General features: G+C 54.0%; 27 protein-coding genes and 1 pseudogene. 9 read left to right on the top strand and 19 right to left on the bottom strand.

Annotated features, from left to right (window positions below):
• Positions 1-80 precede the first annotated feature (80 nt).
• The 11 genes and pseudogenes from EPD59_RS05415 to EPD59_RS05370 all read right to left on the bottom strand — a co-directional run bounded on the left by EPD59_RS05415 (position 81) and on the right by EPD59_RS05370 (position 10,079).
• Positions 81-1,877, bottom strand: a complete 1,797-nt coding sequence (locus EPD59_RS05415) for a TonB-dependent receptor domain-containing protein (protein WP_205703485.1) — start codon at positions 1,875-1,877, stop codon at positions 81-83.
• Positions 1,844-2,629: a TonB-dependent receptor plug domain-containing protein gene (locus EPD59_RS21750; RefSeq protein WP_205703484.1), complete on the bottom strand. Its 786-nt coding sequence runs from the start codon at positions 2,627-2,629 to the stop codon at positions 1,844-1,846. The genes EPD59_RS05415 and EPD59_RS21750 overlap by 34 nt, the downstream gene beginning before the upstream one ends.
• Positions 2,630-2,752: 123 nt before the next feature.
• Complete coding sequence (locus EPD59_RS05410; RefSeq protein WP_133271898.1) at positions 2,753-3,034, bottom strand: molybdopterin-binding protein; 282 nt, start codon at positions 3,032-3,034, stop codon at positions 2,753-2,755.
• A 96-nt stretch (positions 3,035-3,130) separates the two neighbouring features.
• Complete coding sequence (locus EPD59_RS05405; protein ID WP_133271897.1) at positions 3,131-3,490, bottom strand: winged helix-turn-helix domain-containing protein; 360 nt, start codon at positions 3,488-3,490, stop codon at positions 3,131-3,133.
• Between the two features lie 230 nt (positions 3,491-3,720).
• Entirely contained in the window at positions 3,721-4,218 is a 498-nt protein-coding gene (locus EPD59_RS05400; protein WP_133271896.1) for a DUF6702 family protein, read from the bottom strand.
• A gap of 75 nt (positions 4,219-4,293) precedes the next feature.
• Entirely contained in the window at positions 4,294-5,610 is a 1,317-nt protein-coding gene (gene rseP, locus EPD59_RS05395; RefSeq protein WP_133271895.1) for an RIP metalloprotease RseP, read from the bottom strand.
• A gap of 163 nt (positions 5,611-5,773) precedes the next feature.
• Entirely contained in the window at positions 5,774-6,937 is a 1,164-nt protein-coding gene (locus EPD59_RS05390) for a 1-deoxy-D-xylulose-5-phosphate reductoisomerase (protein WP_133271894.1), read from the bottom strand.
• A gap of 167 nt (positions 6,938-7,104) precedes the next feature.
• The gene (locus tag EPD59_RS05385; RefSeq protein ID WP_133271893.1) at positions 7,105-7,560 is read right to left on the bottom strand and encodes a 3-oxoacyl-ACP synthase; all 456 of its coding nucleotides are present in this window, start codon (positions 7,558-7,560) and stop codon (positions 7,105-7,107) included.
• Positions 7,545-7,931 carry a hypothetical protein gene (locus EPD59_RS05380; protein WP_133271892.1) on the bottom strand — a complete coding sequence of 129 codons (387 nt, stop codon included), beginning with the start codon at positions 7,929-7,931 and terminating at the stop codon, positions 7,545-7,547. The genes EPD59_RS05385 and EPD59_RS05380 overlap by 16 nt, the downstream gene beginning before the upstream one ends.
• A 10-nt stretch (positions 7,932-7,941) precedes the next feature.
• Positions 7,942-8,409 (bottom strand): nucleotidyltransferase, encoded by a 468-nt coding sequence (locus EPD59_RS05375; RefSeq protein WP_133271891.1) that lies wholly within the window; start codon positions 8,407-8,409, stop codon positions 7,942-7,944.
• 174 nt (positions 8,410-8,583) lie between these two features.
• Positions 8,584-10,079 (bottom strand): annotated as a pseudogene (locus EPD59_RS05370) (GH3 auxin-responsive promoter family protein).
• A gap of 282 nt (positions 10,080-10,361) precedes the next feature.
• On the opposite strand from EPD59_RS05370, the gene EPD59_RS05365 reads away from it, so the two are divergent.
• A complete protein-coding gene (locus EPD59_RS05365; protein ID WP_133271890.1) occupies positions 10,362-10,787 on the top strand; it encodes an OsmC family peroxiredoxin in 426 nt (141 codons plus the stop codon).
• Between the two features lie 130 nt (positions 10,788-10,917).
• Positions 10,918-11,406, top strand: coding sequence for a hypothetical protein (locus EPD59_RS05360; protein WP_133271889.1), 489 nt, complete (start codon positions 10,918-10,920; stop codon positions 11,404-11,406).
• A gap of 74 nt (positions 11,407-11,480) precedes the next feature.
• On the opposite strand, the gene dnaA is transcribed toward EPD59_RS05360, so the two are convergent.
• The 4 genes from dnaA to EPD59_RS05340 all read right to left on the bottom strand — a co-directional run bounded on the left by dnaA (position 11,481) and on the right by EPD59_RS05340 (position 16,162).
• Positions 11,481-12,974, bottom strand: a complete 1,494-nt coding sequence (dnaA, locus tag EPD59_RS05355; RefSeq protein WP_133271888.1) for a chromosomal replication initiator protein DnaA — start codon at positions 12,972-12,974, stop codon at positions 11,481-11,483.
• Between the two features lie 141 nt (positions 12,975-13,115).
• Entirely contained in the window at positions 13,116-14,036 is a 921-nt protein-coding gene (locus EPD59_RS05350; RefSeq protein ID WP_133271887.1) for a bifunctional metallophosphatase/5'-nucleotidase, read from the bottom strand.
• 65 nt (positions 14,037-14,101) lie between these two features.
• A complete protein-coding gene (locus tag EPD59_RS05345) occupies positions 14,102-14,857 on the bottom strand; it encodes a 5'-nucleotidase C-terminal domain-containing protein (protein ID WP_133271886.1) in 756 nt (251 codons plus the stop codon).
• 123 nt (positions 14,858-14,980) lie between these two features.
• On the bottom strand, positions 14,981-16,162 hold the full coding sequence (locus EPD59_RS05340) for an outer membrane beta-barrel protein (protein ID WP_165963484.1): 1,182 nt from the start codon (positions 16,160-16,162) through the stop codon (positions 14,981-14,983).
• Between the two features lie 212 nt (positions 16,163-16,374).
• Here EPD59_RS05340 and EPD59_RS05335 point away from each other — a divergent pair, with 212 nt between their 5' ends.
• From EPD59_RS05335 to EPD59_RS05320, 4 genes are all read left to right on the top strand, one after another.
• Positions 16,375-16,869 carry a hypothetical protein gene (locus tag EPD59_RS05335; RefSeq protein WP_133271884.1) on the top strand — a complete coding sequence of 165 codons (495 nt, stop codon included), beginning with the start codon at positions 16,375-16,377 and terminating at the stop codon, positions 16,867-16,869.
• Positions 16,866-18,170, top strand: a complete 1,305-nt coding sequence (locus EPD59_RS05330; protein WP_165963483.1) for a methylmalonyl-CoA mutase family protein — start codon at positions 16,866-16,868, stop codon at positions 18,168-18,170. Before EPD59_RS05335 ends, EPD59_RS05330 begins: the two co-directional genes overlap by 4 nt.
• Positions 18,171-18,261: 91 nt before the next feature.
• A complete protein-coding gene (gene scpA, locus EPD59_RS05325; protein ID WP_133271882.1) occupies positions 18,262-20,385 on the top strand; it encodes a methylmalonyl-CoA mutase in 2,124 nt (707 codons plus the stop codon).
• Between the two features lie 347 nt (positions 20,386-20,732).
• On the top strand, positions 20,733-21,542 hold the full coding sequence (locus EPD59_RS05320; protein ID WP_133271881.1) for a class I SAM-dependent methyltransferase: 810 nt from the start codon (positions 20,733-20,735) through the stop codon (positions 21,540-21,542).
• Between the two features lie 133 nt (positions 21,543-21,675).
• Here EPD59_RS05320 and EPD59_RS05315 read toward each other — a convergent pair whose 3' ends face one another.
• A complete protein-coding gene (locus tag EPD59_RS05315; RefSeq protein WP_133271880.1) occupies positions 21,676-22,083 on the bottom strand; it encodes a DoxX family protein in 408 nt (135 codons plus the stop codon).
• A gap of 97 nt (positions 22,084-22,180) precedes the next feature.
• Positions 22,181-22,663 (bottom strand): ankyrin repeat domain-containing protein, encoded by a 483-nt coding sequence (locus EPD59_RS05310; RefSeq protein WP_133271879.1) that lies wholly within the window; start codon positions 22,661-22,663, stop codon positions 22,181-22,183.
• Between the two features lie 166 nt (positions 22,664-22,829).
• On the opposite strand from EPD59_RS05310, the gene EPD59_RS05305 reads away from it, so the two are divergent.
• Positions 22,830-23,621 (top strand): SDR family NAD(P)-dependent oxidoreductase, encoded by a 792-nt coding sequence (locus EPD59_RS05305; protein WP_133271878.1) that lies wholly within the window; start codon positions 22,830-22,832, stop codon positions 23,619-23,621.
• Between the two features lie 3 nt (positions 23,622-23,624).
• On the opposite strand, the gene EPD59_RS05300 is transcribed toward EPD59_RS05305, so the two are convergent.
• The gene (locus EPD59_RS05300; protein WP_165963482.1) at positions 23,625-23,942 is read right to left on the bottom strand and encodes a DUF4174 domain-containing protein; all 318 of its coding nucleotides are present in this window, start codon (positions 23,940-23,942) and stop codon (positions 23,625-23,627) included.
• A gap of 355 nt (positions 23,943-24,297) precedes the next feature.
• Here EPD59_RS05300 and EPD59_RS05295 point away from each other — a divergent pair, with 355 nt between their 5' ends.
• Together EPD59_RS05295 and meaB are read left to right on the top strand one after the other, a co-directional pair.
• Positions 24,298-25,389: a WD40 repeat domain-containing protein gene (locus tag EPD59_RS05295; RefSeq protein WP_133271876.1), complete on the top strand. Its 1,092-nt coding sequence runs from the start codon at positions 24,298-24,300 to the stop codon at positions 25,387-25,389.
• A gap of 17 nt (positions 25,390-25,406) precedes the next feature.
• The gene (meaB, locus tag EPD59_RS05290; protein WP_133271875.1) at positions 25,407-26,384 is read left to right on the top strand and encodes a methylmalonyl Co-A mutase-associated GTPase MeaB; all 978 of its coding nucleotides are present in this window, start codon (positions 25,407-25,409) and stop codon (positions 26,382-26,384) included.
• A gap of 16 nt (positions 26,385-26,400) precedes the next feature.
• Here the strand turns inward: meaB and EPD59_RS05285 are convergent, their stop codons facing one another.
• The gene (locus EPD59_RS05285) at positions 26,401-26,799 is read right to left on the bottom strand and encodes a VOC family protein (protein ID WP_133271874.1); all 399 of its coding nucleotides are present in this window, start codon (positions 26,797-26,799) and stop codon (positions 26,401-26,403) included.
• Positions 26,800-26,806: the final 7 nt, after the last annotated feature.

The following is a 26,806-nucleotide window of genomic DNA, read 5'->3' as shown; positions in this document are numbered from 1 at the left end:
ATTATCTCCTCTGGTATAACCAAGCTACTTAACCCGATGTGTTGTACTTATTAGGTTGTTGCTCGCCATACCGAGCTGATTCATAGTCCGTAGGCCACGGTTAGGTAATACAGACCGCCCACGCTCGGCCCACCTAGGTACGAGACGTAGTAGTTGTTGAGCACGTTGCTCGCGCCCAGCTTCAGGCGCACCTGCGCGGCGGGAATGTGGTAGCTTAGTTGAGCATCGAGCGTCCCAAAGGCCGGCACGGTACCCACCACCAGAAACGTCTGGGAGAAGTAGCGATTCTGGTGGCGATAGTGAAGCCCAAAGCCGACGTTGCCTACGATGTTCTCGTTGGCCACGCTCAGGTTATAGGCCCAACGCGGGGTGTTGAAGCCGTCTTCCAGGCCGTCTCCGTTCTGAGTGCGGCGCAGGCGGGTGTAGGTGGTATTGACGCCCAGCAGGTAGCCGCGGCCCACCTCGTAGCGCACCCCCGCCGAGCTCCCGTAGTTGGTCACCCGGCTCTGCGAGTTAGTCCAGAGGCGATAGCGGGCCTGTCCAGCCCGGGCGTTCAGCGTCGTGGCCACGGTGTTCAGGTCTGCCGTAGTCAGGGGCTCCCCAGTGGCCGTAACCGGCACGTAGGCTTCCACCTGGGCGATGAAGTCGCGGTAGGCGTTATAGTAGAAATCCACATCGACTAGCAGCCGACCCTGGGGCAGCAGGCCCGCTTTATAGCCGACTTCCAGCGAGCGGATGTACTCCGGCTTAAGGTAGGTATAAGGGTTCTTCACTAGGCGGCCCTGGTTGTCGGCAATGGCCTGCTGGCGCTTCTGGGCGGCTGTCTGCGCCGAAGTGTTGGCGTTAATGGCCGCCGTCACGGCCGTATTAAACGCGTCGATGCCGGTGCGCAGGTAGCTATTCTCGAACACCCCGTCCGACATGACCCGCAGCCCGCCGATGCGCTTCACCTGGCCGCTGTTCACGTTGGAGAACCCTTCGAACAAGCTGGGAAAGCGGTAGCCACTCTGGTAGCTGAGGCGAAAGTTCTGCTGCTGGGTGGGCAAGAACACGGCCGTAAAGCGCGGGTTGAGTTTCACGTCGAAGTAGTCGTTCTTATCCACGCGAAGCGTGGCAGTGAGGCGCAGCTTTTCCGCCAAGAAACGGCCGCCGGCCTGCACGAAGCCGCCGGTCTTCGAATAGATCAGGTCGTCTTGCAGTGGGTCCTGGCCCGGCGCGGGGTTGATAAAGTAATTGCCGTCGGGCACCACTACATAGGTGCGGTGGTCCGCGCCGGCCAACAAATCTATATTTGCCGGCTGCTTCCCACCTTTCCGCCGCCAGGCTTCGGCCAGGTTCACCTGGGCCTCGGCGTGCAGCAGTTTGGCCTTCACGCGCAGAGCCGCGCCCTGATCCCAGTTGTTGATGTCCTGCAGTTCGCCGAGGCGCTGGTTGAAGGCAGGCGTGCCGGGTTGTAGGCGGCCGGCATCGGCGGCGAGGCGGGCGCTGGCGTGGGCCTGGGCCACGGTTTGCCCGGCCCCTACCGCCGCGTTCCACGCCATGGCATACTCGTTGTTCCAAACCGCGTCGGGTTGGAAGCTGCGGTCTAGGTTCTCGCCCATGGAGCGCAGGTTGTAACTCTTGCCGGTATTTTCCAGCGTGGCATAGGCCCGGGCCTGCACCACGGGCATGGTCAGGGTTAATGCGTGTTGCTGCAACAAGTAGTCCTGCAGGCGGAAGCGGTTCGAGCGCTGGTACACGTTGTCGAAGCCGGCCACCCGGTAGGCGTAAGCCAGCTCCACGCCGGGCTCGAAACGGTAATGCAGCGCCGCGTCGGCCTTCAGGATTTTGATAGTATAGTCCACTAAATCCCGCTCGTCGTAGCCGGTGCGGGCCACCGTGTACTGCTGCCCCCGAGCGTGAGCGTGCTGCGGTCCGAGGATTCATTGCCGTAACTGTTCACCGGGTCACGAGCCGGGTTGTTGACGCCGAAGAGCCCGGTCGTCGCGTTGCCCTGGGCAAACAGGTCGGTCTGGTCGTTGGCAATCCAGTCGTTGGCGCGCAGGTAGGTGCCGTTGATTTTGAAGGCCAGCTTCTCGGGCACCAACACCTGGGCGTAGCGCACACTGGTTTCCGAGTAGAGTTTTTCCGACGAACCGCCCAGACCGAGGGTCCGCACATTGGGGTCATTCAGATGGTTGAGCCCTGTTTGCTGGCGCACGCTCAGCCCTTGGAAGGAGAACGGGTTCTTGGTCTGAAAATTAGCCAGCCCGTTGATGGCGTTGAGTCCGTAAAGGGCCGCGGCCGTGCCGGGCACCACTTCCACGCTCTGGATATCCAGGTCGCTGGGACCCAATACATTTCCAATGGGCCCGCCGATGTGCGGGGCCTGGTTGTCGACGCCGTCCACGAGCTGAGCGAAGCGCACGTTGGTCGTGTTGGTGAAGCCCCGAGCATTGAGAACTCGAAACCCCAAACTGAGTGTCAGGACCTGCACGCCTTTTAGATGCTCCAAGGCGTCGAAAAACGAGGGCGCGGGCGTCAGCCTGATAGCGCGGGCATTAAGCTTCTCCACCGTGACCGGCGACTGCAGAAAGCTTTCTTCCACCCGGGAGGCCGACACCACTACTTCATTCAGGGTGCTGCGCACGGTATCCGTCGGGGTAGTGCGGCGGGCGGGGCCGGGGTCTGGGCCGCCGCGACAGGCGCCAGGGACAGCGCCGTTAGGCCGAGCGCCACCCGGGGAACGAAGCGTAACGTCTTTTTCATCAGTTCAGGGTAAGGCAATACGTGGGAGAGTTACTGATTCGTACACCTTAACCACGCGTAGACCCGTGAGTTGACGCACCCAGCGGACGGGCTGCTTTTCCAAGGGTACGACAAGCTGGTAGGGGGCATTTTTGGCTGGCAAGGGCTGCCCGTCGAGTTGATCGGCCAGCAGGATGGTTTGGACCGCAAAGGCAGAGTCAATTTCGGGCAGGGCACACACGGCTTGGTAGCCGTCGGCGCCACCCATCAACACCAGCCAGCCGGTAGCCAGTAATGGAAAGCTCACGCAGCAAGGGTATCGTTTCGACATGCCGCGAATGGTTATATTTAAACAAATATAACGGTGGCCACGACTTAGACTTGTCTTCTTTCTGGGGAGGAATTAAGAATAAAGTCGAGCTGTCTCGTCGGCCAGGAATGCGGCGAACCGGGCATGCATAGCGCGAAAATCGGCCACCGCCTGTTCTCCCGCCGGGGTGAGGCCTGCCCCGCCGCCGCGCTTGCCGCCCGTCTGGGTCTGTACTAGGGGCGTACGCACTTGCGCGTTCATGGAAGCTACTAGGTCCCAGGCGCGCTTGTAGGACATGTTCATAGCACGGGCCGCCTGCGAGATAGAGCCCAGGGCCGCGATGTGTTCCAGCAGCTCCAAGCGGCCAATGCCCATAAACCGGTCGTCGGGGCCTTGCAGCCACAGCCGGCCATCAAAGCGAAACGGCACGCCGGCTAGGAGCAATTCTTTCATAAAGCAATTGATAAGGTGCGTGATCAGGCAGTAGGCAAAATAGTGCGTTTTCTGGTCACGAATACTCTCGACACTGACTGTATCGGTAAACGCTGGCTTCACTTAGCTGTCTAATCACTTCCTTCGTCGTTGAACGTAGTCGTGCGCAACGGTAGCCAACGCTTAAGATAAATTATCCCTCAGTTGCCATCAAAAAGCCTCTACGCAGTAACCGACGCAAACAATGGCCGCTAAAACCTGAGTTGCTGCTCGTCGTTGCCGGCGCGAAACAGGGCGCTTTGCTTTTTACCACCGCCCTCCAGATTCACAATATTCATTTGGTCCTGAAAAGTATCCAGGAGTAAGCGGTGGCGCAGATAAATGGTAGTGGCAGGTTTGGGGGGCATTTTTACGGAGAAGTACACCCAGTGCGCATCCTTATCCTTTTCAACGCCCACAAAGCGGAGCGGCAAGGTTTCGCTGGGCTTCGTACCAAAGGCCACCGAGCGCTGCAGCAAAGCCGTGGTAAGGCTGGAAACCTGAGCTGGGGAAAGCTTGTCGAAAGTGACGGCACTGGGCTGGCCGGCGCTCAAGCCTTTCTCAAAATCATCGGTAAAAACTTTCAGCGCTACTTCCAGCTGCTGCTTTTTCGTATTGTACTGCACGTCCATGATGCTCGCGTGGTACGCATGCGCCATGGCAGCGACACTAAGCAGGCACAAAGCGCAGAAAACAAGTAGTTGACGCATAATCAGGAGGTTGCAAACAAAAATAGAACGAAGGCGTCCTTCGTTCTATCTAGGTAAATACACGATAAATAAGTTCTAAAACAGCGTTTTGAACAAGTCGTTGAAGATGACAAACACCATCAGGCTAAGCAGCAAAGCCATGCCTACCTTCTGCGAGTTCTCTAGAAACTTATCCGAAGGCTTACGACCCGATACCATCTCATAGGTCAGAAACATCACGTGACCGCCGTCAAGGGCTGGAATAGGGAGCAAGTTCATGAAGGCCAGCACCATGGACAGCATGCCGGTCAGGGTCCAGAACTTAATCCAGTTAAAGGTGCCGCCATAGGTTTGGGCAATGGCCATCGGGCCACCCAAAGACTTGCTGGCCGATGCCTCACCCCGGAAAATCTTTCCAAACGCCTGCACTTGGTTGCTCACGATGCCAAACGCCTGCGAAGCGCCAGCCGGAATAGCTTCAATAAAGCTGTAGTCTTTGGTCGAATATTGCAGCAACGACTTAGGCATAAAGCCCAGCGTTCCTTCCTCCTCTACGTTTGCGGTAAGCGTAATTGGCTTACTGTTGCGCTGTACGAGTAAGGCGGTAGCCTTACCAGCATTGTCCTTTAGAGCTTGCTGTAGCTCAGGGAAAAAGTTGATTTCCCGGGCGCCCACGCGCAGAATACGGTCGCCGGGCTGCAGACCTGCCTTAGCAGCGGCGCGGCCAGCTACTACTTCACCTACTTCAAATGGATTGAGCGGCTCCACGAAGCGCGCCGGATCGTTTTGATTATCGGACAGCCGGTCCATGAAGTCGCCGGGCAGCTTAATATCGAGTAGCTGGCCGTTGCGTTCCACGGTGTAGTAGCTCTGGTTGCCCATCACCACTTCCGGGTCGTACACGTCGTCGAACTGCTCGAAGGGGCGGCCGTTGATTTTCACAATTTTGTCGCCTTTGCGGAAGCCAATCTCCTCGCCCAACTTGCTGGGCACCACGCCAAAGCGTACTTCCGAAGCCGGCAGGTAGCTCTGTCCATACTTGGCCGTCAGAATGGTAAAGATGAGAATGCCTGTGAGAACGTTGACAATAATGCCCCCCAGCATCACAATCAGGCGCTGCCAGGCTGGTTTCGCGCGAAACTCATAGGGCTGAGGCTCTTGACTCATGGCCTCCGTGTCGAGCGACTCATCGATCATGCCCGTGATCTTAACAAAGCCCCCCAGCGGCACAGCGCCAATCATGTACTCGGTTTCGCCGATTTTTTTGCCGAACAATTTCGGAGGGAAGCCGATGGCGAATTTCTCTACCCGCATCCCAAACCACTTGGCCGATAGCATATGCCCCATTTCGTGCACGCCCACCAGAATCGTCAGCCCTAAAATGAGCTGCCCGGCCATTATCAGAATATCCAAAGCTTTTTGTTTTTACAGAGTTAAGGTAATCGGTAATCTACGCTGCTCATTGTCCGGCTGGCGGAACGCATAAAAGCGCAAGTCAAGCAGCACTCCGATGGTATTGCAACGAAGCGGTAGTTCGTTCCGCACGACTTTACTTAGAATGACACGGGGTTTTGAGTTAATGTTTTAAAAAATCTTGCGCCACGCGGCGCGTTTCCTGGTCGGTTTGCACATAGTCGTCCAACGCAGGCTCGGCAAGGTACGAAACCTTCGACAGGCAGTTTTCGACCAGGTCGGGCATTTGTAGAAACCCGATGTCGTCGCGCAGAAAAGCAGCCACAGCTACTTCGTTGGCCGCGTTGAGGATACAGGGCGCATTTCCGCCCCGGCGCATCGCTTCGAAAGCCAGCGGCAAGTTGCGAAATGTGCTCTGATCGGGCTGCTCAAAGGTGAGTTGGGGGTAATCGAGGAAGGAGAACCGCGGGTATTTGCTGGGCAAACGCTCGGGGTAGCCTAAAGCGTATTGAATCGGCAATTTCATATCGGGCAAGCCAAGCTGAGCTTTCAGCGAACCATCTTCGAACTGCACCAAGGAATGAATAATGCTTTGCGGATGCACGACTACTTCTATCTGGTCGTCGCGCAGACCGAAGAGCCATTTGGCCTCAATCACCTCTAAGCCTTTATTCATCAACGAAGCAGAGTCGATGGTAATTTTGGCCCCCATATCCCAATTGGGATGCTTGAGTGCCTGAGCCTTCGTCACGGTAGCCAGCTCTTGCATATTACGCCCCCGAAAAGGCCCCCCAGACGCTGTGAGAATAATCTTTTCAATCGGGTTTTGCTCCTCTCCTACCAGACACTGAAAAATGGCCGAGTGCTCGGAATCCACCGGATACAGGCCCACGCCGTGTTCCTTAACTAAACGCGTAATAAGCTGGCCGGCAACTACTAAGGTTTCCTTGTTGGCTAAGGCAATTGTTTTGCCCGCTTGAATAGCGCGCACAGTAGGCAGCAAGCCGGCGTAGCCCACCATGGCCGTAAGCACAATGTCAGTATCAGGGCGGCTGGCAATTTCCTCTAAGGCTGCAATACCCGCCAGCACTTCCGTTGGTTGGCCAGCCAACGCGCTTTTAACCGTCTGGTAGTGCTTTTCGTCGCCGATAACGACAGCGGCCGGTTGAAACTCCAGGGCCTGCTGAATCAACAAATCGGCATTGGAGTGTGCTGAAAGTGCCGAAATAGTAAAGCGGCTCGGCTGGGAGCGCACTACGTCTAAAGCCTGGGTACCAATGGAGCCTGTAGAGCCCAGTAGGGTAAGACGTTTGGGTGGGTGGGACATGCAAAAGCGGTGACGTGGATCAGCAAAGGTAAGCCGCGGTTTTAGTAACTAGGCCGTCATGCAGAGCGGAGCGAAGCATCTCGCGTGCGGTCGTAATATTACTAATCTAAATGCGTGAGCGAGATGCTTCGCTCCGCTCTGCATGACGGCCTTTAGAAGACAATATTTTACTGTACCTCAACAATTCGCACCACCTTCCCATTGAACATTACTTCCTCCCCTGCTCGCTTCCCGCTCAGCGCCACCGCTACGGGCGCCGCGGCCGACACGGCGAAGTAGTCTTTGCCATCTACGGCAAGCTTGCCGGCGCTGATGCTGATAAAAAAGCCCCCCATACTCGTCTCGACCAGCGCGCCGGGCCGCACCGTATCGCAGGCTTGCTCGGGGTTGATGCGGGCTAGTTCGGCTTGCAGGTTCTGGGCTTCGCGGAGCTGCACGGCATTGCGGTTGCGCTCTTCTTGGGCCATGGCGCGGCCAGTTTCGTACTTGTCGCCAGCGCTACTTTTGGTTTCGGAGTTAGCCGATTCCTGGGCGGCTTGCATGGCTTGGGTGGCGGCGGCTATGCGCTGCTGGATGTAGGCGAGGCAGGCAGCGTAGAGGCAGGGTTTTAGTGTGGTTTCCACAGAACTATATTTTCCTCATCTTCTTCATTCTCATCCTCAATCAATTCCCAATTAAGTATCGAGGCTAATCTGATTAAAAAATCAACTTGGTAGTCCGGCACTTTTCCATCTTCTGATTTAGAACAAGTAATAGACATCATGTTGAATTCGTCGCTCCATGTATCGTTTGAGCAGCTGAAGCTACCATTATTACCTTTCACAAGTGCTAAGTCAATCCAAGGATAACCCACCGCATTTTTATAATTCACTAACCCAACTCTTTCCAGTTCCGGTAAGGAATCTAGGACTGACCTTATTGCTTTAGTGTCAGCAGTAGAATTATAGGTTGGTGACGATCTAATTTCATAATATTTATACCAATTACTCCACATACTATGGTCACTATTTAGAATTATAGTTACTCAAATTCTGCAAATCTAATTGATCTTTGAGTCGGCCGGTACTTGCTTTATTTTGTCGTAAATCACTCAAGCTAATAAAGTTAATGGGCACTCCGTCCAAGACTTTAATTTCCCGTTGATCATAGCAAGAATTAAACTCTACTCCATCAACGGAGGTGAGCAGATCGATTCGTAGAGGAGCTACGCCCAATTGCACAATAGTTTCTGGTTCAATAAAATCATTAGGTACATAGCCTAATCCACCTAAGCCAAACTGCTGAAGGGTGTTTACAACGCGTTGTGCGTTTTCTAGCGTAGGGTTCACCCACACATCAATGTCGCCAGTAGCTCTTACGTAACCATAGCGGGCTACTGCATAAGCGCCGACTATCAGATACTCAACTCTGTTGGCGTTTAATGATTCGACAAACTCTTTGTATTCCTCGGTAAGCTGGTTGGCCTGTGCCATTAGCAAGAAAATAAAATGCGTAAGCCTGACGCCGCAGGAACTCCAGTGCTTCCATGCGTTCCTCTACTGTTTTGCTTTGCCAGTACGCCGCATCTTCAACATCCTGGTCGTGGTGCAGGGTAGTTTTGCGGGAGGCGGTGCGGTCGAAGCGTATCATAGCTCAATATACAGCTTTTAGCCTATGCCTAATAGCCCATCCGCTAGCGCCCGGTCATTGCTCAGACGCGGCACTTTATTTTGCCCCCCAAGTTTGCCTAGGCTCTTCATGTACCGCTGAAATGCACCCTGCGGCAAGCTGGTAAGGCGAAGTGGAGCCAGAATATTGCCCCCAGCAGGTCATCATAATACGTATTGCGGCGGCGCAGACCAGCATCCAGAGCGGCGGAGAAAGCAACAGCGTCGCGGGGCGGGCGGGCAAACTCTATCAGCCACTCGTGTTGAGAAGGCTCGTTGGGGTTGGTGCTTACGCGGGGCGCGACGGTGAACTCAACTACTTCCACCTCTGGAAATTGAGCCATGACCTCGCGCAACGTTTGTTCTACTTCTTCGCCAATAACGTGCTCGCCAAAAGCTGACAGGAAATGCTTGATGCGACCGGTTACCACTACGCGATGGGGCGAAAGGCTCACAAAGCGCACCGTGTCGCCGATGCTATAGCCCCAGAGGCCAGCATTGGAGTTGAGCACCAGCGCGTATTGCTTATCCAGCTCCACGTCGGCAATAGTGAGGCGGGGCGGATTGGGTTCGAAGAAGCGTTCGGCAGGAATAAACTCGAAGAAAATGCCCGCGTCGAGCAAGAGTAGTAAGCCGGGGTTGCCGGGTTCATCTTGAAATGCCAAAAAGCCCTCGGAAGCGGGAAACAGCTCGATGCTATCTACGGGGCGGCCAATGGTTTCGAAAAGCTTAGCACGGTACGGCTCGAAGTTGACGCCTCCGTACACGAAGAGGTCAAAATCCGGAAATATATCCTTGATAGGCCGGCCGGTGCGCTGCACGAGGCGGTCAAAATACATCTGTACCCACGGCGGAATACCCGAAATAAGGCTCATCGGCTGATCGACCGTTTCATCTACGATACGGTCGAGCTTCTGCTCCCAATCTTCAATACAATTGGTGGTATAGTTCGGCAGTTGGCTGCGGCGCAGATAAGCTGGCACATGATGATTGGCGATGCCCGACAAGCGTCCCGTCCGAATCCCATTCACTATGCTCAGCTCCGGGCTACCGGAGAGAAACATCAGCTTTCCATCCAGAAACTGCGCTTTGCCAGTGCGGTGCACGTAGGTAAGCAGAGCATCGCGGGCGCCATTAATGTGATTGGGGATGCTGGCGTTGGTAATTGGAATATACTTGGTGCCGGAGGTAGTACCGCTGGTTTTGGCCAGATACAGGGGCCGACCAGGCCACAGCACATCCGCCTCACCTTCCTGCACCCGATGAAAATAAGGAGATAAGGCCTCATAGTCGCGCACAGGTACTTGGCGAGCTAGGTCGTTGGAGCTGCTGATACTGACAAGCTCATGGTCGCGGCCGAATGCAGTAGCGTGAGCCTGACTGATTAGGCTCGCTAGCACCCGCTTCTGCGTGGCTACCGGGCGGCGGAGCCACTGCTGATAGCGATGATGCAGAAGTGCGGCGAGGGGACGACTGAATGCGGCCTTGAGGGCCATAATTGAATAATAAAGATTTCTGAAATAACTACGTAAACGGAGTCAACACGTCGTACCGAGAAATACGTACGGATTTAAATAGAGCAAGTAGTAATCCAAGGCTAAATTCTGCGTTTAATTTATCAAAAACGCCAAAACCAGCTCCATAACGAAGTAATAACTGCAACTGTTGCTGCAAATTGCCCCCAGCTTATTCAAATTTCAGTGCTACCACAACCCAACACGTATTTTATAGGTTGGTAGATAAGACAACCCATTCTTTCATCCCTTACTCATTATATCATGGCAGATCATGCAGGCAAAGCCGTTTGGAACGGCGACCAGAAAGGTAGCGGTACGCTCACCACGCAGAGCGGCGCCCTAAACGCACCGTATTCGGTAGGCAGCCGTTTTGAAGGCAAGCAAGGCACAAACCCTGAGGAGTTGGTAGGTGCAGCTCACGCAGGCTGCTACACGATGTTTCTGGCTATTCAGCTGAGCAAAGCCGGTGCGCAGGTACAGCAGCTCAACACCGAATCGAAGGTGACCATGGATACGGTAGATGGCAAGCCCAAAGTCACCAAAATCCACGTCACGACGGAAGGGCAGGTAACCGGCATATCGGCCGAAGACTTTCAAAAGCACGCTGAAGATGCCAAGCTGAACTGCCCTATTTCGCAGCTTCTGCAAGCTGTGCCTGAGATGACGCTAAGCGCAAGCCTGAAGTAACTTTTGCCAATACTATTCCTTGCTGATTATTCAGCGGGTGAATAGTACAACGCAACTAAAAACCGGTAAAGCCCCAAGCCTTGCCGGTTTTTAGTTTACTTTGCTTTTTGCTGAACTATCTATTCTTTCTATGCCCGCTACTTCTACCCGCATTCGTCTCCAACCAGCCAATACCTCACGAGTTCCGTTCTGGGGCCAAGTGCTCATTGCCTGCTTCTGGATTGCCTACACCTTGTTTTCTATGTCATCCGATGATGGCGTAAACGACTATCACTTTCTGCACTGGGTGTTTCTCGTATTTAGTCTAATCTACCTGGGTTACGTGCTGGTGCATAATGCGCCCATATTTGGCACCCAGAGCTACTTGGAGTTTACGCCCGGCTACATTGTGCACAAGGGCGGTTTGTTTCGGGCCAAGCAGGCTTTCGCTGCCGAGGATATCGCCAGCCTAGATTTTGTGGCGCAGCAGCTGCGGATCAAGCTCAAAGCCGGCGACCAGTATAATCTGAGCATGCGCGAGGTAAGAGGTGCCCGCCGCAAACGCACCCTGCGCGACCAGGTTCGCACTTTTGCCCAGCAGCACCAAGTACCTCTGCGCGAAACACAGCCCAATGCCTAGGTATTCGTTGTAGCCAAAAAAGCCCCCAGACTAGATCTGGGGGGCTTTTTTATACCTGGAATTAAAGCTCAGGATTATTTACCGGCGAATTTCTTACGTAGCTCCGCAATCGTGCTGCGGAAGCTTTTGTCGCTATCAATCAGGTCCGATACTGTTTGAACAGAATGAATAACGGTGCTATGGTCGCGGCCGCCGAAGTTGTGGCCAATGCTTTTTAGTGAGTGACTAGTGTGCTCCTTCGCAAAATACATCGCCACCTGCCGCGCCGTCACGACTTCTTTCTTGCGGGTTTTGGCCTTCAGTAAGTCCACTGGAATGCTGAAGTACTCGGCTACTGTTTTTTGAATGAAGTCGAGGTTTACTTCGGCCTCTACTTCCTCAATAATGTGCCGCAACGCCTGCTTAGCCATTTCCAGGTCAATTTCGCGGCGGTTGAGGCTACTTTGAGCCACCAGCGAAATCAAGACGCCTTCCAGCTCGCGCACGTTGGTGTTCACGGAGTGCGCCAAATATTCCACAACCTGCGGCGGGATGTCGATGCCATCCTGCTGCATTTTGTTTTGAATAATGGCCATCCGCGTCTCAAAATCCGGGCTCTGTAAGTCGGCTGTCAATCCCCACTTAAAGCGAGACAAAAGCCGATCTTCCAGCCCGTTGAGGTCGCGTGGCGGCCGGTCGGAGGTCATGACAATTTGACGTCCAGCTTGGTGCAGGTGATTAAAGATGTGAAAGAACATCTCCTGCGTTTTATCCTTACCCGACAAAAACTGCACGTCGTCCAGAATCAGCGTATCGACCAGCAGGTAGAAGTTGGCAAAGTCCTGCACACCATTATTGCGCAGGCTTTCGATAAACTGGTTCGTGAACTTCTCCGCTGACACGTAGAGTACAAACTTATCGGGCGTCGTAGCTTTGATGTGATTGCCGATGGCTTGCACCAAATGTGTTTTGCCCAAGCCTACACCGCCATAAATCATCAGCGGATTAAAGCTTGTAGTTCCCGGCTTATTGGCTACGGCCAAACCCGCCGAGCGGGCCAAACGGTTACAGTCGCCCTCGATGTAGTTCTCGAAGGAATACGTATGGTTGAGCTGTGACTTAAGATAGTTCCGGTCAATTCCCTTGGCGGCCTCGAAGGGGTTTCGTAGCGTGTCAGGATTAGCAGGCGCATTTGCAGCGGCGGCAACATTTCGGGCCGACGCAGTTTGAGCGCTGGCTGCCACCTGAGCAACGCTATTATTGCCGGGAGTCGGATATGCGGCCTTGCGCGCCGTCGGAATATTTACCGTCCGCGGCTTCGACTGGCCGTTGCCCTGATCCACGACGATGCTGTATTCCAAGCGGCCCTCGTGGCCAAGCTCTTGGTAGATGCTTTTCTTAAGCACATCCACATAATGCTCTTCCAGCCATTCATAAAAGAACTGGCTGGGCACCTGAATAATCAGGACATTATGATGAAGCTGCACCGGCACGATGGGTTCGAACCAAGTGCGGAAGCTCTGCTCACCAATGTTTGCCTTGATGACGCGAAGACAGTTAGCCCATACGGTTTGGCAATCCTTCAACATCAACAATATAGGGCAAAAGCAACGGGTGCAGGGTAGGAAATGAGGATCAGAGCACGGGGCAACCGAGCCCCGGTTTTTATAGGGGGAGACAAAAATGTGGAAAAGTCAGGACACAAAAAAACGCTTGACTCCTTGCTTTTGTCAGGCAGTTCGCACGGGTACCACCGAAGCGGACGCCACCGCAGGCCGCCGCGACTTACGCTCGAACGCATAGTCTATACGGCCGAGGTTAATTCCCGACCAACCGACCTGGTTAATCAACGTTCGGTGGCCATTCGGGCCGTCAATTGGAACTGGCGCATCGAGGAAGGTGTGGGTATGGCCACCTAAAATCAAGTCGATGCCAGCTACCTGCGCAGCTAATTTATGGTCATCAACTTTTTCACTTTTATACTGATATCCTAAGTGCGATAGGCAAATAACCAAATCGCAACGCTCCGCTTCACGCAAGCGGGCCACGGTAGTGCGGGCCGTCGCGATGGGGTCGAGATACACAGTCTTGCCAAAGTTTTTATCGGCTACCAAACCCGCCATCTCAATGCCCAACCCAAAGACGCCAATGCGATGTCCGGCTTTTGTGAACACCTTGTAGGGCTGAAAACGACCAGCCAGCGGTGTTTGTGAGAAATCGTAGTTGGCTATTAGAAAAGGGAAGTTCGCGTTAGGCAGCTGCTTCGCCAGGCCTTCCAGGCCATTGTCAAAATCATGATTGCCCAGCGTACCGGCATCATAGCCCATCTGCGACATCAGCTTGAACTCCAACTCTCCTTCGAAGAAGTTGAAGTACGGCGTGCCCTGAAATACGTCGCCGGAGTCGAGCAGCAGCACATTGGGCTCCTGCGCCCGAATTTGCTGAATCAGCGAGGCACGCCGCGCCATGCCACCCATACCCGCAAATTGCCCACTGCCCTCCGGAAACGGCTCAATGCGCGAATGCATGTCATTGGTATGCAGAATGGTGAGGCGCGAGCCTTTGGCATCGGCAGCCAGCGCTGGCACACCCAGTAGGCTTAAGCTAGCGGCACCAAGGGTCGAATTTTTAAGGAAGTCGCGACGGTTCATGCTTCTGATGTGCTAATGGTTGCTGGGCTAACAAATACTAAATTGAGATGGTGCTAAGCTGCATATTAGCGCACCCGACCCTCTACTCTGGCCTCCACAGGCTTGCCTTCTTTGGTAAGCTGACGAATGTGGTCAGCAATGGCATTGCGCAACAATACGCCAGTACCGCGGGGCTTGATAGTTTTGAAAAATACCATATTATCGCCGCCACCAGCCAGATAATCGGAAATAGCGACGGTATACGTGCCGGCTGGATTGAGCGGCTTGCCCCCAATTAGAATACTGGTTGCTTTTCCATCGGCGCCCACAGTATAGGTAGCACCCGAAATAGCCATTTTGATACGAGCAGAATAGTCAAATAGCTGCTGCATTACGGACCCCGGAGCGTCCAACACGACCAGCTCATTTTCGAAGGGCATGAGTTCAAAAATGTCCCCCAGCTTAATTGGTCCAGCGGGGATCTCGGCGCGCAGGCCGCCATTTGTTATCACACCCACATCAATTGGGCTACCCATAACGGTGCTGGCTCGCTGCCGCTGAATATCGGCTATAAAGTTCGCCAGTGGCGATTCGCCCGAGTTCTTTTTAAGAGCCACCGGCGCTGTGCCAATCACTTCTGCCATCTGCTGCGTCACCTTCTGCTGATAGGGCTCAATGAGAGCCGCTATTTTGGGGTCGGGGGGCAAAGTCTGGCCTACGGGCTGAGCCGTGGTGGGAGCCAATGTGGGCTTAGCCACGTAAGCAGCGCGCTGACAGGCTGGCGTTACAGCAACGGCGAGAAACAGACCAAGGCTAGCGACACGGGAGCGGAGAAAGTGCATAGAAACAGCAAAAGGCGAAGAGACGGATTGCAAAGATAACGCTGGTCTTTGGGCTTTTGCCCCAACCCATTGCGACATCTCGGCAACTTTGTTTGTCTGCTTCGCCTTTTGCTGCTTGAACCGCTATTTGCCTATTGTATATCCAACTAAAACCGACGTGGTAGTAGCACCAGAGAGGATTCCGGATTCGCTCAAGCTGTCCATCATATCCAATCGGGCTTCTAGCTGAAAAGTACCCACCTTGCCGGCGGGCAGAAGTAACCCAGCACCCAGCACTCCGCCGAAGTTACTGGGGCGCAAATCAATCTCCCGAGTGCTAGGAGCAGGTGGCGATGCAACATCGTAAGTAGTAGTCAGAACAGCGTTGCTCTTAATATGAGCAGCAAGTTGCGGCCCAGCCTGAATAAACGGCCTGATGGCACCCGTAGCCCGGGCATAGCGTAGAAGCGCCACTAGGTGCAGACTCGTCACATCAACCTCCAGATTACGTTGAGCCCGCTGAGTAAGAAAGGGTCCACTACCCGGACGTGTATATTGTAGCTCGGTTGACTGGTTTGAATACAGCCCCTCCACGCGCATTGACAGCTTCTCATTGAAGCGTGCTGGCGCAAAGTCCAAGCCGATGCCCATGAGAGGACCCACGGTGGAGCTCATCTTCTCCTCACCTTCGTCGTTAAAGGTGAAAGCGGCCCGTTGGGCTCCTACTAACAGACCAGCTTTGAAGCGGCCGGCACGAGGTGCGGCAACTTGCGCCGGTGCTCCGGTAGCGCAATTATTGTAGCTATTCACCAGCTTCGTCAGCTGAGACTCTATTAACTCTGCACGCCCCAGTTGGGCCTGAACTGCTGGGCAACCTGCCAACGTCGTATTTAATACGTTTCGAAAGGGGTACGAGCGAACTTTTACTTTCTGGACACCACTAGGGCTTGATTTAGATACAATGGTATCTTTTTGAATTAGCTCGACTACTGATGCAGCTTCGCTTTGTACATAGAAGTGACGTTGGTCGTCGCTGTCAACCAAGGTTAGCAGTGATACTTTGCCGGAGGCTAGTATTTCAAAGAAGGCAGCGCGGGCAGGAGCCGCAGGCGTAGGTTGGCTTAAGTATTTGGTGCCTTGCTTGAACCCGTAGCCACGCAGCTGTTCCGGCTGATATTCAACCACAGCAGCCTGAGCATCAGAACGAAACCGGCATAACAAGGCACTGCGCTGCGCACCTTGATAGGCGACAAGGCCAGAAACCGTATCGCCAGCCGCTTGCACGATATAGCCAGCACGGAAATCAGATTGGGCAACGGCTGACATAGAAGCGGTTGACAAAAGCAGTAAAAACCCTAAAGATTTAATCATGTAAATAGTGAAAGTGAGAAAGGAAGAAGCCTAGATTATAGAAGCCGCCAAAGCCGGATGCCGCGCGCCGCCGTACAAACAACTTGCCTAATTCGCCATTATTAGCCCGATGGGGTATCTTTATCCCGCATTCCTCATCGGAATGATAGGCTTTTCACCACTCCCGTATGGCCGATATCCCACGTCCGGCACCTGTTTCTTTTCCCGAGTTTCAACCCGTCAGTACGGAGGCCTGGCAGGAGCGCATCCGCCGCGACCTGAAGGGCGCTGACCCTGCCGCGCTGCTGTGGCACACGAGTGAAGGGTTTGATGTACAGCCGTTTTATCACCAAGAGGCGCTAGAATCGTTAGGAGCCTTGCCCTCTCCTCTCCTACCGCAACAGGTCGCTCCCAATCGCGCCTGGCGCAACGTACCGGCGGTGCGTGTAGCAGCCCAAAACAGCGGTCATGAGGCTGTAGACCAAGCTCGGATAAGCCTGGATCGTGGAGCCGATGGCGTGCATTTTATTTTCTCTGACGATGCCAGCGCCTTCGACGTAGACTACCTCCACAGCTTCCTGCCGCTCGGTACTACCTTCATCGGGTATTCGGTGCCGCACCACTCCACCGGCTTGCTGCGTCGGCTCCTGGACGCCAGCAAGGAGCTGGGGGCTTTTTGGTGACTGAGCCTCTCACCCATTATTCTACAAACTTTTCCAGCCACTTACCCGAACTGCGGACGGCAATAAAGCTGACGCAGCATCTGCCTGATTTTAAGGCACTGACAATTGATGCCGGCTTTTTTGGTAATAGAGGGGGCACCAATACCCAACAGATTGGCTACGCGTTGAATGTGGCGGCAGCTTATCTGCAAGCCCTTCCTACTGCGGATCTGAGTGTGGCTGACGTGGCGGCGGCTATGCAGCTGCACTTGGCAGTAGGAACCAGCTACTTCCTAGAAATTGCCAAGCTTAGAGCCATGCGGCGGCTGTGGGCTACGTTATTGCATGCCTTCCATTTGCCCCCCAGCCTAGCGGCCACACTACGAATTCATACCAGCACGTCGTCTTGGCTGCAAACAACCCTTGATCCGCACACCAACCTATTACGCTTCACAACAGAAGCCATGGCAGCCGTATTAGGCGGCGCTACCTCGCTCACCGTAGCCCCATTCGACAGCTTGTACCGCGAACCGGGTGAGTTTTCGGAGCGACTGGCGCGCAACTTATCTATTATTCTGCGGGAGGAATCCCAGTTGGGCCGCGTGACCGATCCCGCAGCCGGCTCCTACTACCTCGAAACGCTCACCGACACCCTGGCCCGCGAAGCATGGGCGCTTTTCCAAGCCACAGAAACCAAAGGTGGCTTTCCCAAAGCTTGGGGCAGCGTGTTGGAAGAGCTACGCACGATCAGCCGCCAGCAGTTTCACCGCATAGCCACCGGCGAGCAGGTAATAGTGGGGAGCAACCGATTCACGCAAGCCGAGGAGGAGTTTGAGTTCGATCCTAAAAAGCTCCTGCGCAGCCGCAGCTTCGATACTACCCGCGCTACGTATCCCACGGAAGTATTGCGTTTGGTAACGGCTATGCATTTTAAGCGGCAGTTGCAGCAGAATCAGCGGGCGGCGGTGGTACTCTTAGGTCAGGATGCAAACCAGGCCATTCTCGAGTCTTTCCTCAAAACTCTTTCACCGGAAGAACGGGTTTCCTTAGCGCTCCCCGAGACACCGGATGATACCTTGTCGGTGCTGTTTTCCACGCCCGAAACGGCGACCCTGATGTACGCCACCGTGGAGCAGTATCACGCTCTTGCCCGTGAAGTATCCGCCCCTGATGCTGCTGACCTGTCAATTCACTTGCCTACTTTGCTATCCAGCGATGTGGCCACTATGCAGGCTGCCATTCAGCGCCACGGCTTCCAAGAACTCAGCGTAAATAGCTATAAAACCGACGACATCCTCGCCCGATTGCAGGGAAAAACGTAGGATCACTCCTTGTAAAACAGCTTGCTGAAGCAACTATTACCCGAGTAATCCTCGACTAAACACCCCAGGCCACCCAATCTATCCTCCATTCATGAAGCCTGATTTTTCCCGTATTCCGTACGATGCAGCGCCGTTGCCGCCCGCTCCGGCTACGCCCACCGAAACGCCGACGCCCGAACAGATTCCGCTCCGTAGCTATTACACAGCCCACGATGTGGCCGGCCTCGATCATATGGGCTTCGGTGCGGGTGTGGCGCCTTATCTGCGTGGGCCTTACGCTACCATGTATGTGCAAAACCCGTGGACTATCCGGCAATACGCGGGGTTTTCTACGGCTGAGGAAAGCAATGCTTTCTACCGTCGCAACCTAGCTGGGGGGCAAAAAGGGCTTTCGGTTGCCTTCGATTTGGCTACGCACCGCGGCTACGACTCCGACCACCCGCGCGTGGAGGGCGATGTAGGCAAAGCAGGCGTCGCCATCGACTCGGTGGAGGATATGAAGATCCTCTTCGACCAGATTCCGCTGGACCAGATGTCGGTGTCGATGACTATGAATGGGGCCGTGCTCCCGATCATGGCCTTTTACATTGTGGCGGCTGAGGAGCAGGGGGTGAGTCCGGAGAAGCTGGCGGGCACCATTCAGAATGACATTCTGAAGGAGTTTATGGTGCGCAACACCTACATCTATCCGCCCGCTCCGAGCATGCGCATCATTGCCGACATATTTGCCTACACGGCTAAGCATATGCCGCGCTTCAACTCCATCAGCATCAGCGGCTACCATATGCAGGAAGCCGGTGCTACCGCCGATCTGGAACTGGCTTATACTCTCGCCGATGGGCTGGAATACGTGCGTGCGGGTCTCGCCGTGGGCATGGACGTGGACCAATTTGCCCCCCGCCTTTCCTTTTTCTGGGCAATTGGCATGAACCACTTCATGGAAATTGCCAAGCTGCGCGCGGGGCGGCTGTTATGGGCCAAGCTCATGCAGCAATTTGCCCCCCAGAATCCCAAATCGTTGGCTTTGCGCACCCACTGCCAAACTTCGGGTTACTCGCTTACAGAACAAGACCCGTTCAACAACGTGGCGCGTACGTGCATTGAGGCCTTGGCAGCAGCCTTGGGCGGCACGCAAAGTTTGCACACGAATGCACTGGATGAAGCCATTGCCTTGCCCACGGATTTCTCGGCCCGCATTGCCCGCAACACGCAGCTTTACCTCCAGCACGAAACCGATATTACCCGCGTCGTAGACCCATGGGGTGGCTCGTATTACGTGGAGAGCCTCACTCACCAACTCGCCGACAAAGCCTGGGCGCTGATTCAGGAAGTAGAAGAGTTGGGCGGCATGGCTAAGGCTATTGAAACTGGTCTGCCCAAAATGCGCATTGAAGAAGCGGCTGCCCGTAAGCAGGCACGTATCGACTCAGGCAAGGAAATCATTGTGGGCGTCAATAAATACCGCCCTACTGAAGAGCACAAAATCGATGTACTCGACATTGATAATGCCGCCGTACGGGAGGCCCAGCTTGCTCGACTAGCCACCATCAAAGCTGAACGCGATACTGCTGCTGTACAAGCAGCGTTAGTAGCTCTAACAAACGCAGCTCGCAGTGGCTCCGACAACCTGTTGGCGCTGGCCGTGCAAGCCGCCCGCGTACGCGCTACGCTTGGCGAAATCTCAGATGCCTTAGAGAAAGTATATGGCCGCCATCAGGCTACTATTCGAGCTATTTCGGGCGTTTATTCCGCAGAACTGGATTACGACGCCGAGTTTCAGCGCACCCATAAAATGGCCGATGAGTATGCCAAGCTCGAAGGTCGTCGGCCACGTATTTTGGTGGCTAAAATGGGCCAGGATGGCCATGACCGCGGCTCCAAAATCATTGCTACGAGCTTCGCCGATGTAGGCTTCGATGTGGATATTGGTCCCCTATTCCAAACTCCGGCCGAGGTAGCCCGCCAAGCTACCGAAAACGATGTACACGTGGTAGGCGTAAGTAGCTTAGCAGCTGGTCACAAAACCCTGATCCCACAATTGATTGAGGAGTTGAGAAAGCTTGACCGCGCGGATATTCTGGTTATTGCAGGTGGCGTGATTCCGGCTCAGGATTATGAATTTCTCTTCGAGGCGGGAGTAGCGGGAGTCTATGGTCCGGGAACGGTAATTGCAGTAGCAGCCCAAGAAATCTTGCAAAAGTTGAAAGAGCAGTAAAAATTGCTTGTAACTCACGACCTAAGCATAGATTTTCCGTAGTCTAGCTGCTAGTACAGGATAAATGCATATCCTGTACTAGCAGCCATATGTAAGGGAGATTGCTATAGTTTACTTAAATTTAACTCTGTTAAATCATGTGTCAATAGTTGCTATGTGAGGCTTTAGCCTGCTTAGTTTCTACTTGAAAAAATACTTAAATAATACAACTGAATAGCTTTTGTTAAGTATTTCCCTTATTAATTTGATTTATCTATATACTAACAAGGATTTTAATAGGATTAAATCAACATTAAAGCCTACATTGCATTACTAACGGTTTAGCCTAAGTTCTCACAATTAACCTGATGAAATCTCAGCTACGAAATACTTTAGCCCGAATTTATCGCTCCAGTGAGCGTGTAGTACGGGAGAACTTACATCTGTACGATTCGGAGGATAAGCTAATAGCCGATTCTCAGCACTATTGGGAAGGTATTGATCGGGAGTATATTCCTGGCAATGCGCACTGGCGCGGCAAAGGTATATTCACCAATGACGATGAGCGGTGGCTTAAGATGGGCCGGCACAATTATGAGATGTACCGCCGCTTAGCTGGCGTGGCAACCCTTGACAACCAACCGGCCCGCATCGTAGACTGGGGCTGCGGCGGCGGAGCAAATGCTGTGCACTTCGCTCCCGGGTCGAGCTGCTACTATGGTACTGATATTACTGCTGCCAGTGTGAATGAGTGTCAGAAGCAATTAACCCAGGAAGGCTACCACAACTTCGTTCCTGTGCAATTTGAAGCGGGTACCCCCGAAACGGTTCTGAGCGTTATCAAAGAGCCTGTCGATCTATTTTTCTCCACTTACGTTTTTGAGATTTTCCCAACCAAGGCATACGGCACCCGCGTGCTGGACATTGCTTACAAACTGTTGAAGCCGGGTGGGCAGGCGTTTATTCAAATTCGCTACGCCGACAACACTCCTATCAGCCAGCCGCATCGTTGGGGCTATGCGCAAAACCTACCTCACATGGTAACCTATCGTATTGAGGAGTTTTGGGAAAATGCGATCAGCTGTGGCTTTGTGCCACAACTTGTTACCCTTGAAATTGAGCAGGAAGTAAAGCTTGGACGGCGCTATGCCTACTATTTGCTGACAAAGCCAGCTTAAAGGCTTCGTAGTTCTGAAAGACTGTTACCCAGAGAAAGAAAAAGAGAGCGTCCGTGTCTAACACCCTGTTAGACACGGACGCTCTCTTTTTAGATCAGGTATTAGTTGAGAATGATACTACAAGGTGTAGCTCTTATCGTGGCAACACGTCACGCCGATCCTTTCGTAGCATATTATCAAGGCTCCAAGGTCCGGAGCCTTGCGCGGCGATATACAGAAACAAGAAGCAGTACACAACCGCTAGCTCTCCCTGATTGATAATAGGAAGGCTTGCTTGCGGTGCGTGGGCCATAAAGTAAGCCACAGCCATAGTGCCACTGGCAATAAAAGCAGCAATGCGCGTCAGGAAACCAAAGGCAATAAGGAGGCCACCAACCAGCTCTATTATTCCGGCAAGGCCCATGAGCGAAGCAATTTCCACGGGCGGTTTATCACCGGGAAATCCTAGCAGTTTCTGGCTGCCATGCATCGCGAAAAGCAAGCCTACCACAATACGAAGCAAGGCATAAATGTGGGGGGCAAATCTGGCTAAGCTGTCCATAAGTGGAATATGTATACCCTCAGTATTTGCTTCAGTACGAACGTGTCGGAAGCAATTTCGGGTTATACGGCGAATAGACAGTAAAGTGGCTCAACAGTTATTGCAACAGCTGCAAAGCCTCCTCATTGCCCTGCTGCACAGCCAGATCCAGCGCGGTAAGGCCCCTGATATCCCGAATAGTAGTATCGGCGCCGGCGTCGAGCATGAGTTTCACGAGTTTGTTGCGTCCAAAAAGCGTGGCAAACATCAGCGCGGTACCTCCGTTGCCATTTTGCAGGTTCAGATCGGCGCCGTTCGCTATTAGCAGGCTGGCCACCTCGGCGTGGCCTTTGAAGCAGACACCCATCAGGGCATTGTTGCCGCCAGCATCCTGCACATCCACATCAGCGCCCGCCTCAAGCAAAAGCTGAACAGCTTCCAGTTGATCATCGTAGGCAGCTACTATTAGTGGAGTGAAGCCTTTCCCATTCACCGTATTCACGTCGATGTTGGTGGCAATCAATTCTTTCAGATAAGCAACATCGCCCCGGCGGGCAGCATCAAACAATAAATCTTCGGGGCGGGCAGAGGAAAATGACATATGGGCAATAAGTGAGTTGTAAGAAAAGGCACGAAGTCAATACGATTGCAGCGCTAAGTTGGCTAACGCCACCAGAAGCGTCCATCTCGGCTGTCAACCGTAAAGATTAACATACAAAATAAACGCTCACTGGTTTAACGCCTCTCACTTTATATTCTACACAAGAATGGATCTGCAACTCACGAATAAAATTGCTTTAGTAACTGGCTCTACCGCTGGCATCGGCTTGGCCATTGCCCAACAGTTAGCAGCAGAAGGCGCGCACGTCATCCTTACAGGTCGTACCGACGCCCGAATTCAGACAGCCACGTCGGCTATTTTGGCCCAAACACCTACAGCCCAAGTACGCGGCGTCGCCGTCGACTTTGGGCGCGCCGACGAAATACAGCACTTGCTGCGTGAAGTACCCACAGTGGATATCTTGGTGAACAACGTCGGCATTTTTGCCCCCCAGGAGTTTGCTGATATCACTGATGAGGATTGGATGCGCTTTTTTGAAATAAACGTAATGAGCGGGGTGCGGCTTTCGCGCCAATATTTCCCGCTTATGCTTGCTCAGAACTGGGGACGCATCCTATTTATTTCCAGCGAGTCGGGCCTACAGATTCCGCAGGAAATGATTCATTACGGCACCACCAAAACGGCCCAGCTTGGCGTGGCTCGTGGTCTGGCCGAACTGACCAAAGGCACCAATGTAACGGTAAACTCCGTGCTGCCTGGCCCCACGGCTTCCGAGGGCGTAGAGGACTTTCTACAAAAATTATCGGCTGAAGGGAAATCGAAGGAAGAAGCTGAGCATGATTTCTTTCAGAACGACCGGCCCTCATCCTTGCTTCAGCGCTTTGCCACGCCGGAGGAAGTGGCCAATATGGTGGTGTACCTAGCTAGTCCGCTCGCCTCGGCTACGAATGGGGCTTCCGTACGGGTAGATGGCGGCGTGATACGGAGTATTGGGTAGAGCCTACTTGCCTTTTGTACGCATTTCTTGGCGACGCATAGGCATCGTATCGATGGTCTCGAATAGCACGTTGGGGTCAATTGGCTTGGTTTCTTTGCGCTTTACGCCACCATCTTTACCAATCAGCACCACGGCAAAGCCGCTCGGCTCGACACCCAGCGTTTGGCGCACATACTGCTTTTCGGTGGGACTCAAGCTGGTTTCAATAGCTTCCATGATGAGTATATCGCGGGCTTTCACTTGGGCTTCGGCGGAAGTCATGCTTGCCTTTTGCTGCTTGAGCTCCACTGATTCGGCCGTGGGCGCGTAGAGGATAACCACCCTTTTTTGCCACCGCTGAGATTTTATTCTCTCTGGCAACGAGGGCTTTGCAGAAGGCTTTTGGGCTAACGAGCCTAATGCAAAGCCACTGACTAGTAACACGAGAAGAATGGACCGGAGCATGAGCAATACGAAAGATGTGAAGCTAAAACATCGACTGGGGGCTTTTTTGCGTTCTACGGACTGCAAAAAAGCCCCCAGCTCGTATTCAAACTCCGTAAACGGCGTGTCTGTTACTTTTCGTTGTGGGTTTTCGCCGGGCTCTCCCACCGTTAGCTATATTACCTTGGCACGAAATTCCGTTTTCCTTCTAGTAGCGCCCCTAATCACACCTGCTCCGGCGCTTTGCCACACTATGAAACGACTTCCTTTTCTGCTCTTATTTGTAAGCCTGCTCACGAGTGCTCCGGCTTGGGCTCAGGCTGAGCAATCTATCTGGTACTTCGGTAATATGGCGGGGTTAAGCTTTGCTCAAGGCAAGCCCACTCCCCTTCTCGACAGCAAAATGGTGAGCTACGAGAACTGCGCCGTGGCTACTACCAAAAGTGGCCAACTGCTGTTTTATACCAATGGAGGCACAATTTATAACCGCCAGCACCAGCCCATGCCCAATGGCCGCAAGCTGATGGGCGGGCAGGAAAGCACGCAAGGCGTTCTGATTGTGCCTGATCCCGGCAGCGGTAACGTGTTCTACGTGTTCACCACCGACTTTCAGGGCCGGCCCGGCGGTATGCGCTATTCCGTAGTGGACATGACCCGCGACAACGGCCTCGGCGATGTACCACGCGCCAATTTGCTACTCATTTCACCCGTAGCCGAGAAGCTAGCGGCGGTGCGTCACCAAAACGGCCGCGACGTGTGGGTGGTAGGTCACCGCTGGAATTCTAACGCCTTTGTGGCTTACCTCGTTACGGCCGATGGCGTTCAAACCAAGCCCATTTTAAGCAACGTAGGCACCATGCACGCCGGCCCCGGCCGAAACGCTATTGGCTGCATGAAGTTCTCACCGGATGGCAACAAGCTGGCCGCCGCCATCTGGCGCGAAAGCAACAAGTTTGAGGTTTTTGACTTCGACCGCACAACGGGCTTAGTGAGCAAGCCACGCCAATTTGGCCCTTATGAGGAAGCCTACGGCGTGGAGTTCTCGCCCGATGGCAGCAAGCTCTATGGCACCAATAACGGCACCGGTGGCGGGGCGGCCCAAATCTGGCAGTTCGATTTGAAGACCAGCAAAGCCACCAAAATAGGGGATTCCAAGAACCGTAAAATCGGGGCGCTTCAGCGGGGGCCGGATGGCAAAATATACGTGGCCCGCGAAGACAACCCTTTTTTGGGAGTCATCGAAAACCCGAATGCTGCGGGCTTAGCCTGCGGCTACAAGGACGATGGTATCAGTCTGGGAGGCAAACGTAGTAAGTTTGGCTTGCCCAATTTCATCGTCAAGTAAGGGCAGACCCATCACCTATGGCCAAACGCTTCACCGTAGACGAGTATGTGGCGGGTATTCAGGCCGGCAACCGCGTGGTGCTGAGCCGCGCCATTACGCTGGCGGAAAGCACCTTGGCCACCGATCAACAGCTCGCTCAACAAGTCCTCGACGCGGTTATGCCGCAGGCGGGCCACTCGATACGAGTTGGCATAACTGGCGTACCGGGCGTGGGTAAAAGCACGTTTATCGAAGCGCTGGGGCTGTATCTGGTAAATAAGCTAGGCAAGAAGCTGGCCGTGCTGGCCGTAGATCCTACCAGCCAACGCAGCGGCGGCAGCATACTCGGCGACAAAACCCGCATGAGTGAGCTGGCCGCCCATTCAGCGGCATACATTCGGCCATCGCCGGCGGGCAGCTCCTTAGGAGGCGTGACGCGCAGCACCCGCGCGGCCATGCTCTTGTGCGAAGCAGCCGGCCACGACGTCGTTTTTGTAGAAACGGTGGGCGTAGGCCAAAGTGAAACCGCTGTGCATGGTATGGTCGACTTTTTTCTGCTGCTCATGCTGGCCGGTGCCGGCGACGAGCTGCAAGGCATCAAAAAGGGCATTATGGAAATGGCCGATGCGGTGACCATCACCAAAGCCGACGCAGGCAACGAGTTGGCAGCCCGTCGTGCCCGCCGCGAATACCAGAATGCTCTTCATCTTTTTCCAAAAGCTACTTCCGGCTGGGCCCCCGTGGTAACAACCAGCTCGGCCCTGACGGGTGCTGGCGTGGCCGAAGTCTGGGAAATAATAGAGCAGTACCAGACGCAAATGCAGGCCAGTGGGTACTTTCAGCAACGGCGGCAGGAGCAAAATCTGCACTGGCTGCACGAGGCCATCCGACAGGAATTGGAAGAGCGCTTCTACGCTAACCCACGCGTGCAAAAGCACCTAGCTGAAGTACGGGAGCAAGTGATGGGGGGCAAAAAATCCCCATTCGGAGCCGCTGCCGAACTGCTGGAATTGTAGTGGAAATCTCAGCTTATCAGGAAGCGATACGCTGCTCTAGTAAGTCCCATTTGTTGCCATAGCAGTCCTCAAACACAGCCACGCTGCCGTAGCTTTCGTGCCGGGGCTCTTCCAGAAACTGTACACCGCGCTCCCGATATAGGGTATAATCGCGGGCAAAATCATCGGTGTGGAGAAACAGGAACACGCGCCCACCCGCCTGATTACCGACTTGACGAACCTGTTCTTCAGTAGCAGCCTGAGCCAGCAACAACCTAGCAGATGAGGATTGCGGCGGCGCTACCACCACCCAGCGTTTCCCGTGTCCCAAGTCGATATCTTCTATCAGCTCAAAACCTAACTTATCCGTGTAAAACGCGATGGCTTTGTCGTAATCACGAACGAGCAGAGTGATGGCGCCGATGTACTGTGGCATAAGTGGC

This window comes from Hymenobacter radiodurans (genome assembly GCF_004355185.1).
Classification (GTDB): domain Bacteria; phylum Bacteroidota; class Bacteroidia; order Cytophagales; family Hymenobacteraceae; genus Hymenobacter; species Hymenobacter radiodurans.
Note: the sequence above shows the minus strand (reverse complement) of the source record. Positions and strands in the feature narration are given on the sequence as shown.

Excerpts from the sequence above, each read along its gene's own strand:
- EPD59_RS05405 (WP_133271897.1), bottom strand. The coding sequence starts at position 3,490 with ATGAAAGAATTGCTCCTAGCCGGCGTGCCGTTTCGCTTTGATGGCCGG.
- EPD59_RS05400 (WP_133271896.1), bottom strand. The coding sequence starts at position 4,218 with ATGCGTCAACTACTTGTTTTCTGCGCTTTGTGCCTGCTTAGTGTCGCT.
- EPD59_RS05390 (WP_133271894.1), bottom strand. The coding sequence starts at position 6,937 with ATGTCCCACCCACCCAAACGTCTTACCCTACTGGGCTCTACAGGCTCC.
- EPD59_RS05380 (WP_133271892.1), bottom strand. The coding sequence starts at position 7,931 with ATGTGGAGTAATTGGTATAAATATTATGAAATTAGATCGTCACCAACC.
- EPD59_RS05375 (WP_133271891.1), bottom strand. The coding sequence starts at position 8,409 with ATGGCACAGGCCAACCAGCTTACCGAGGAATACAAAGAGTTTGTCGAA.
- EPD59_RS05365 (WP_133271890.1), top strand. The coding sequence starts at position 10,362 with ATGGCAGATCATGCAGGCAAAGCCGTTTGGAACGGCGACCAGAAAGGT.
- EPD59_RS05360 (WP_133271889.1), top strand. The coding sequence starts at position 10,918 with ATGCCCGCTACTTCTACCCGCATTCGTCTCCAACCAGCCAATACCTCA.
- dnaA (WP_133271888.1), bottom strand. The coding sequence starts at position 12,974 with ATGTTGAAGGATTGCCAAACCGTATGGGCTAACTGTCTTCGCGTCATC.
- EPD59_RS05350 (WP_133271887.1), bottom strand. The coding sequence starts at position 14,036 with ATGAACCGTCGCGACTTCCTTAAAAATTCGACCCTTGGTGCCGCTAGC.
- EPD59_RS05345 (WP_133271886.1), bottom strand. The coding sequence starts at position 14,857 with ATGCACTTTCTCCGCTCCCGTGTCGCTAGCCTTGGTCTGTTTCTCGCC.
- EPD59_RS05340 (WP_165963484.1), bottom strand. The coding sequence starts at position 16,162 with ATGTCAGCCGTTGCCCAATCTGATTTCCGTGCTGGCTATATCGTGCAA.
- EPD59_RS05335 (WP_133271884.1), top strand. The coding sequence starts at position 16,375 with ATGGCCGATATCCCACGTCCGGCACCTGTTTCTTTTCCCGAGTTTCAA.
- scpA (WP_133271882.1), top strand. The coding sequence starts at position 18,262 with ATGAAGCCTGATTTTTCCCGTATTCCGTACGATGCAGCGCCGTTGCCG.
- EPD59_RS05320 (WP_133271881.1), top strand. The coding sequence starts at position 20,733 with ATGAAATCTCAGCTACGAAATACTTTAGCCCGAATTTATCGCTCCAGT.
- EPD59_RS05315 (WP_133271880.1), bottom strand. The coding sequence starts at position 22,083 with ATGGACAGCTTAGCCAGATTTGCCCCCCACATTTATGCCTTGCTTCGT.
- EPD59_RS05310 (WP_133271879.1), bottom strand. The coding sequence starts at position 22,663 with ATGTCATTTTCCTCTGCCCGCCCCGAAGATTTATTGTTTGATGCTGCC.
- EPD59_RS05305 (WP_133271878.1), top strand. The coding sequence starts at position 22,830 with ATGGATCTGCAACTCACGAATAAAATTGCTTTAGTAACTGGCTCTACC.
- EPD59_RS05295 (WP_133271876.1), top strand. The coding sequence starts at position 24,298 with ATGAAACGACTTCCTTTTCTGCTCTTATTTGTAAGCCTGCTCACGAGT.
- meaB (WP_133271875.1), top strand. The coding sequence starts at position 25,407 with ATGGCCAAACGCTTCACCGTAGACGAGTATGTGGCGGGTATTCAGGCC.
- EPD59_RS05285 (WP_133271874.1), bottom strand. The coding sequence starts at position 26,799 with ATGCCACAGTACATCGGCGCCATCACTCTGCTCGTTCGTGATTACGAC.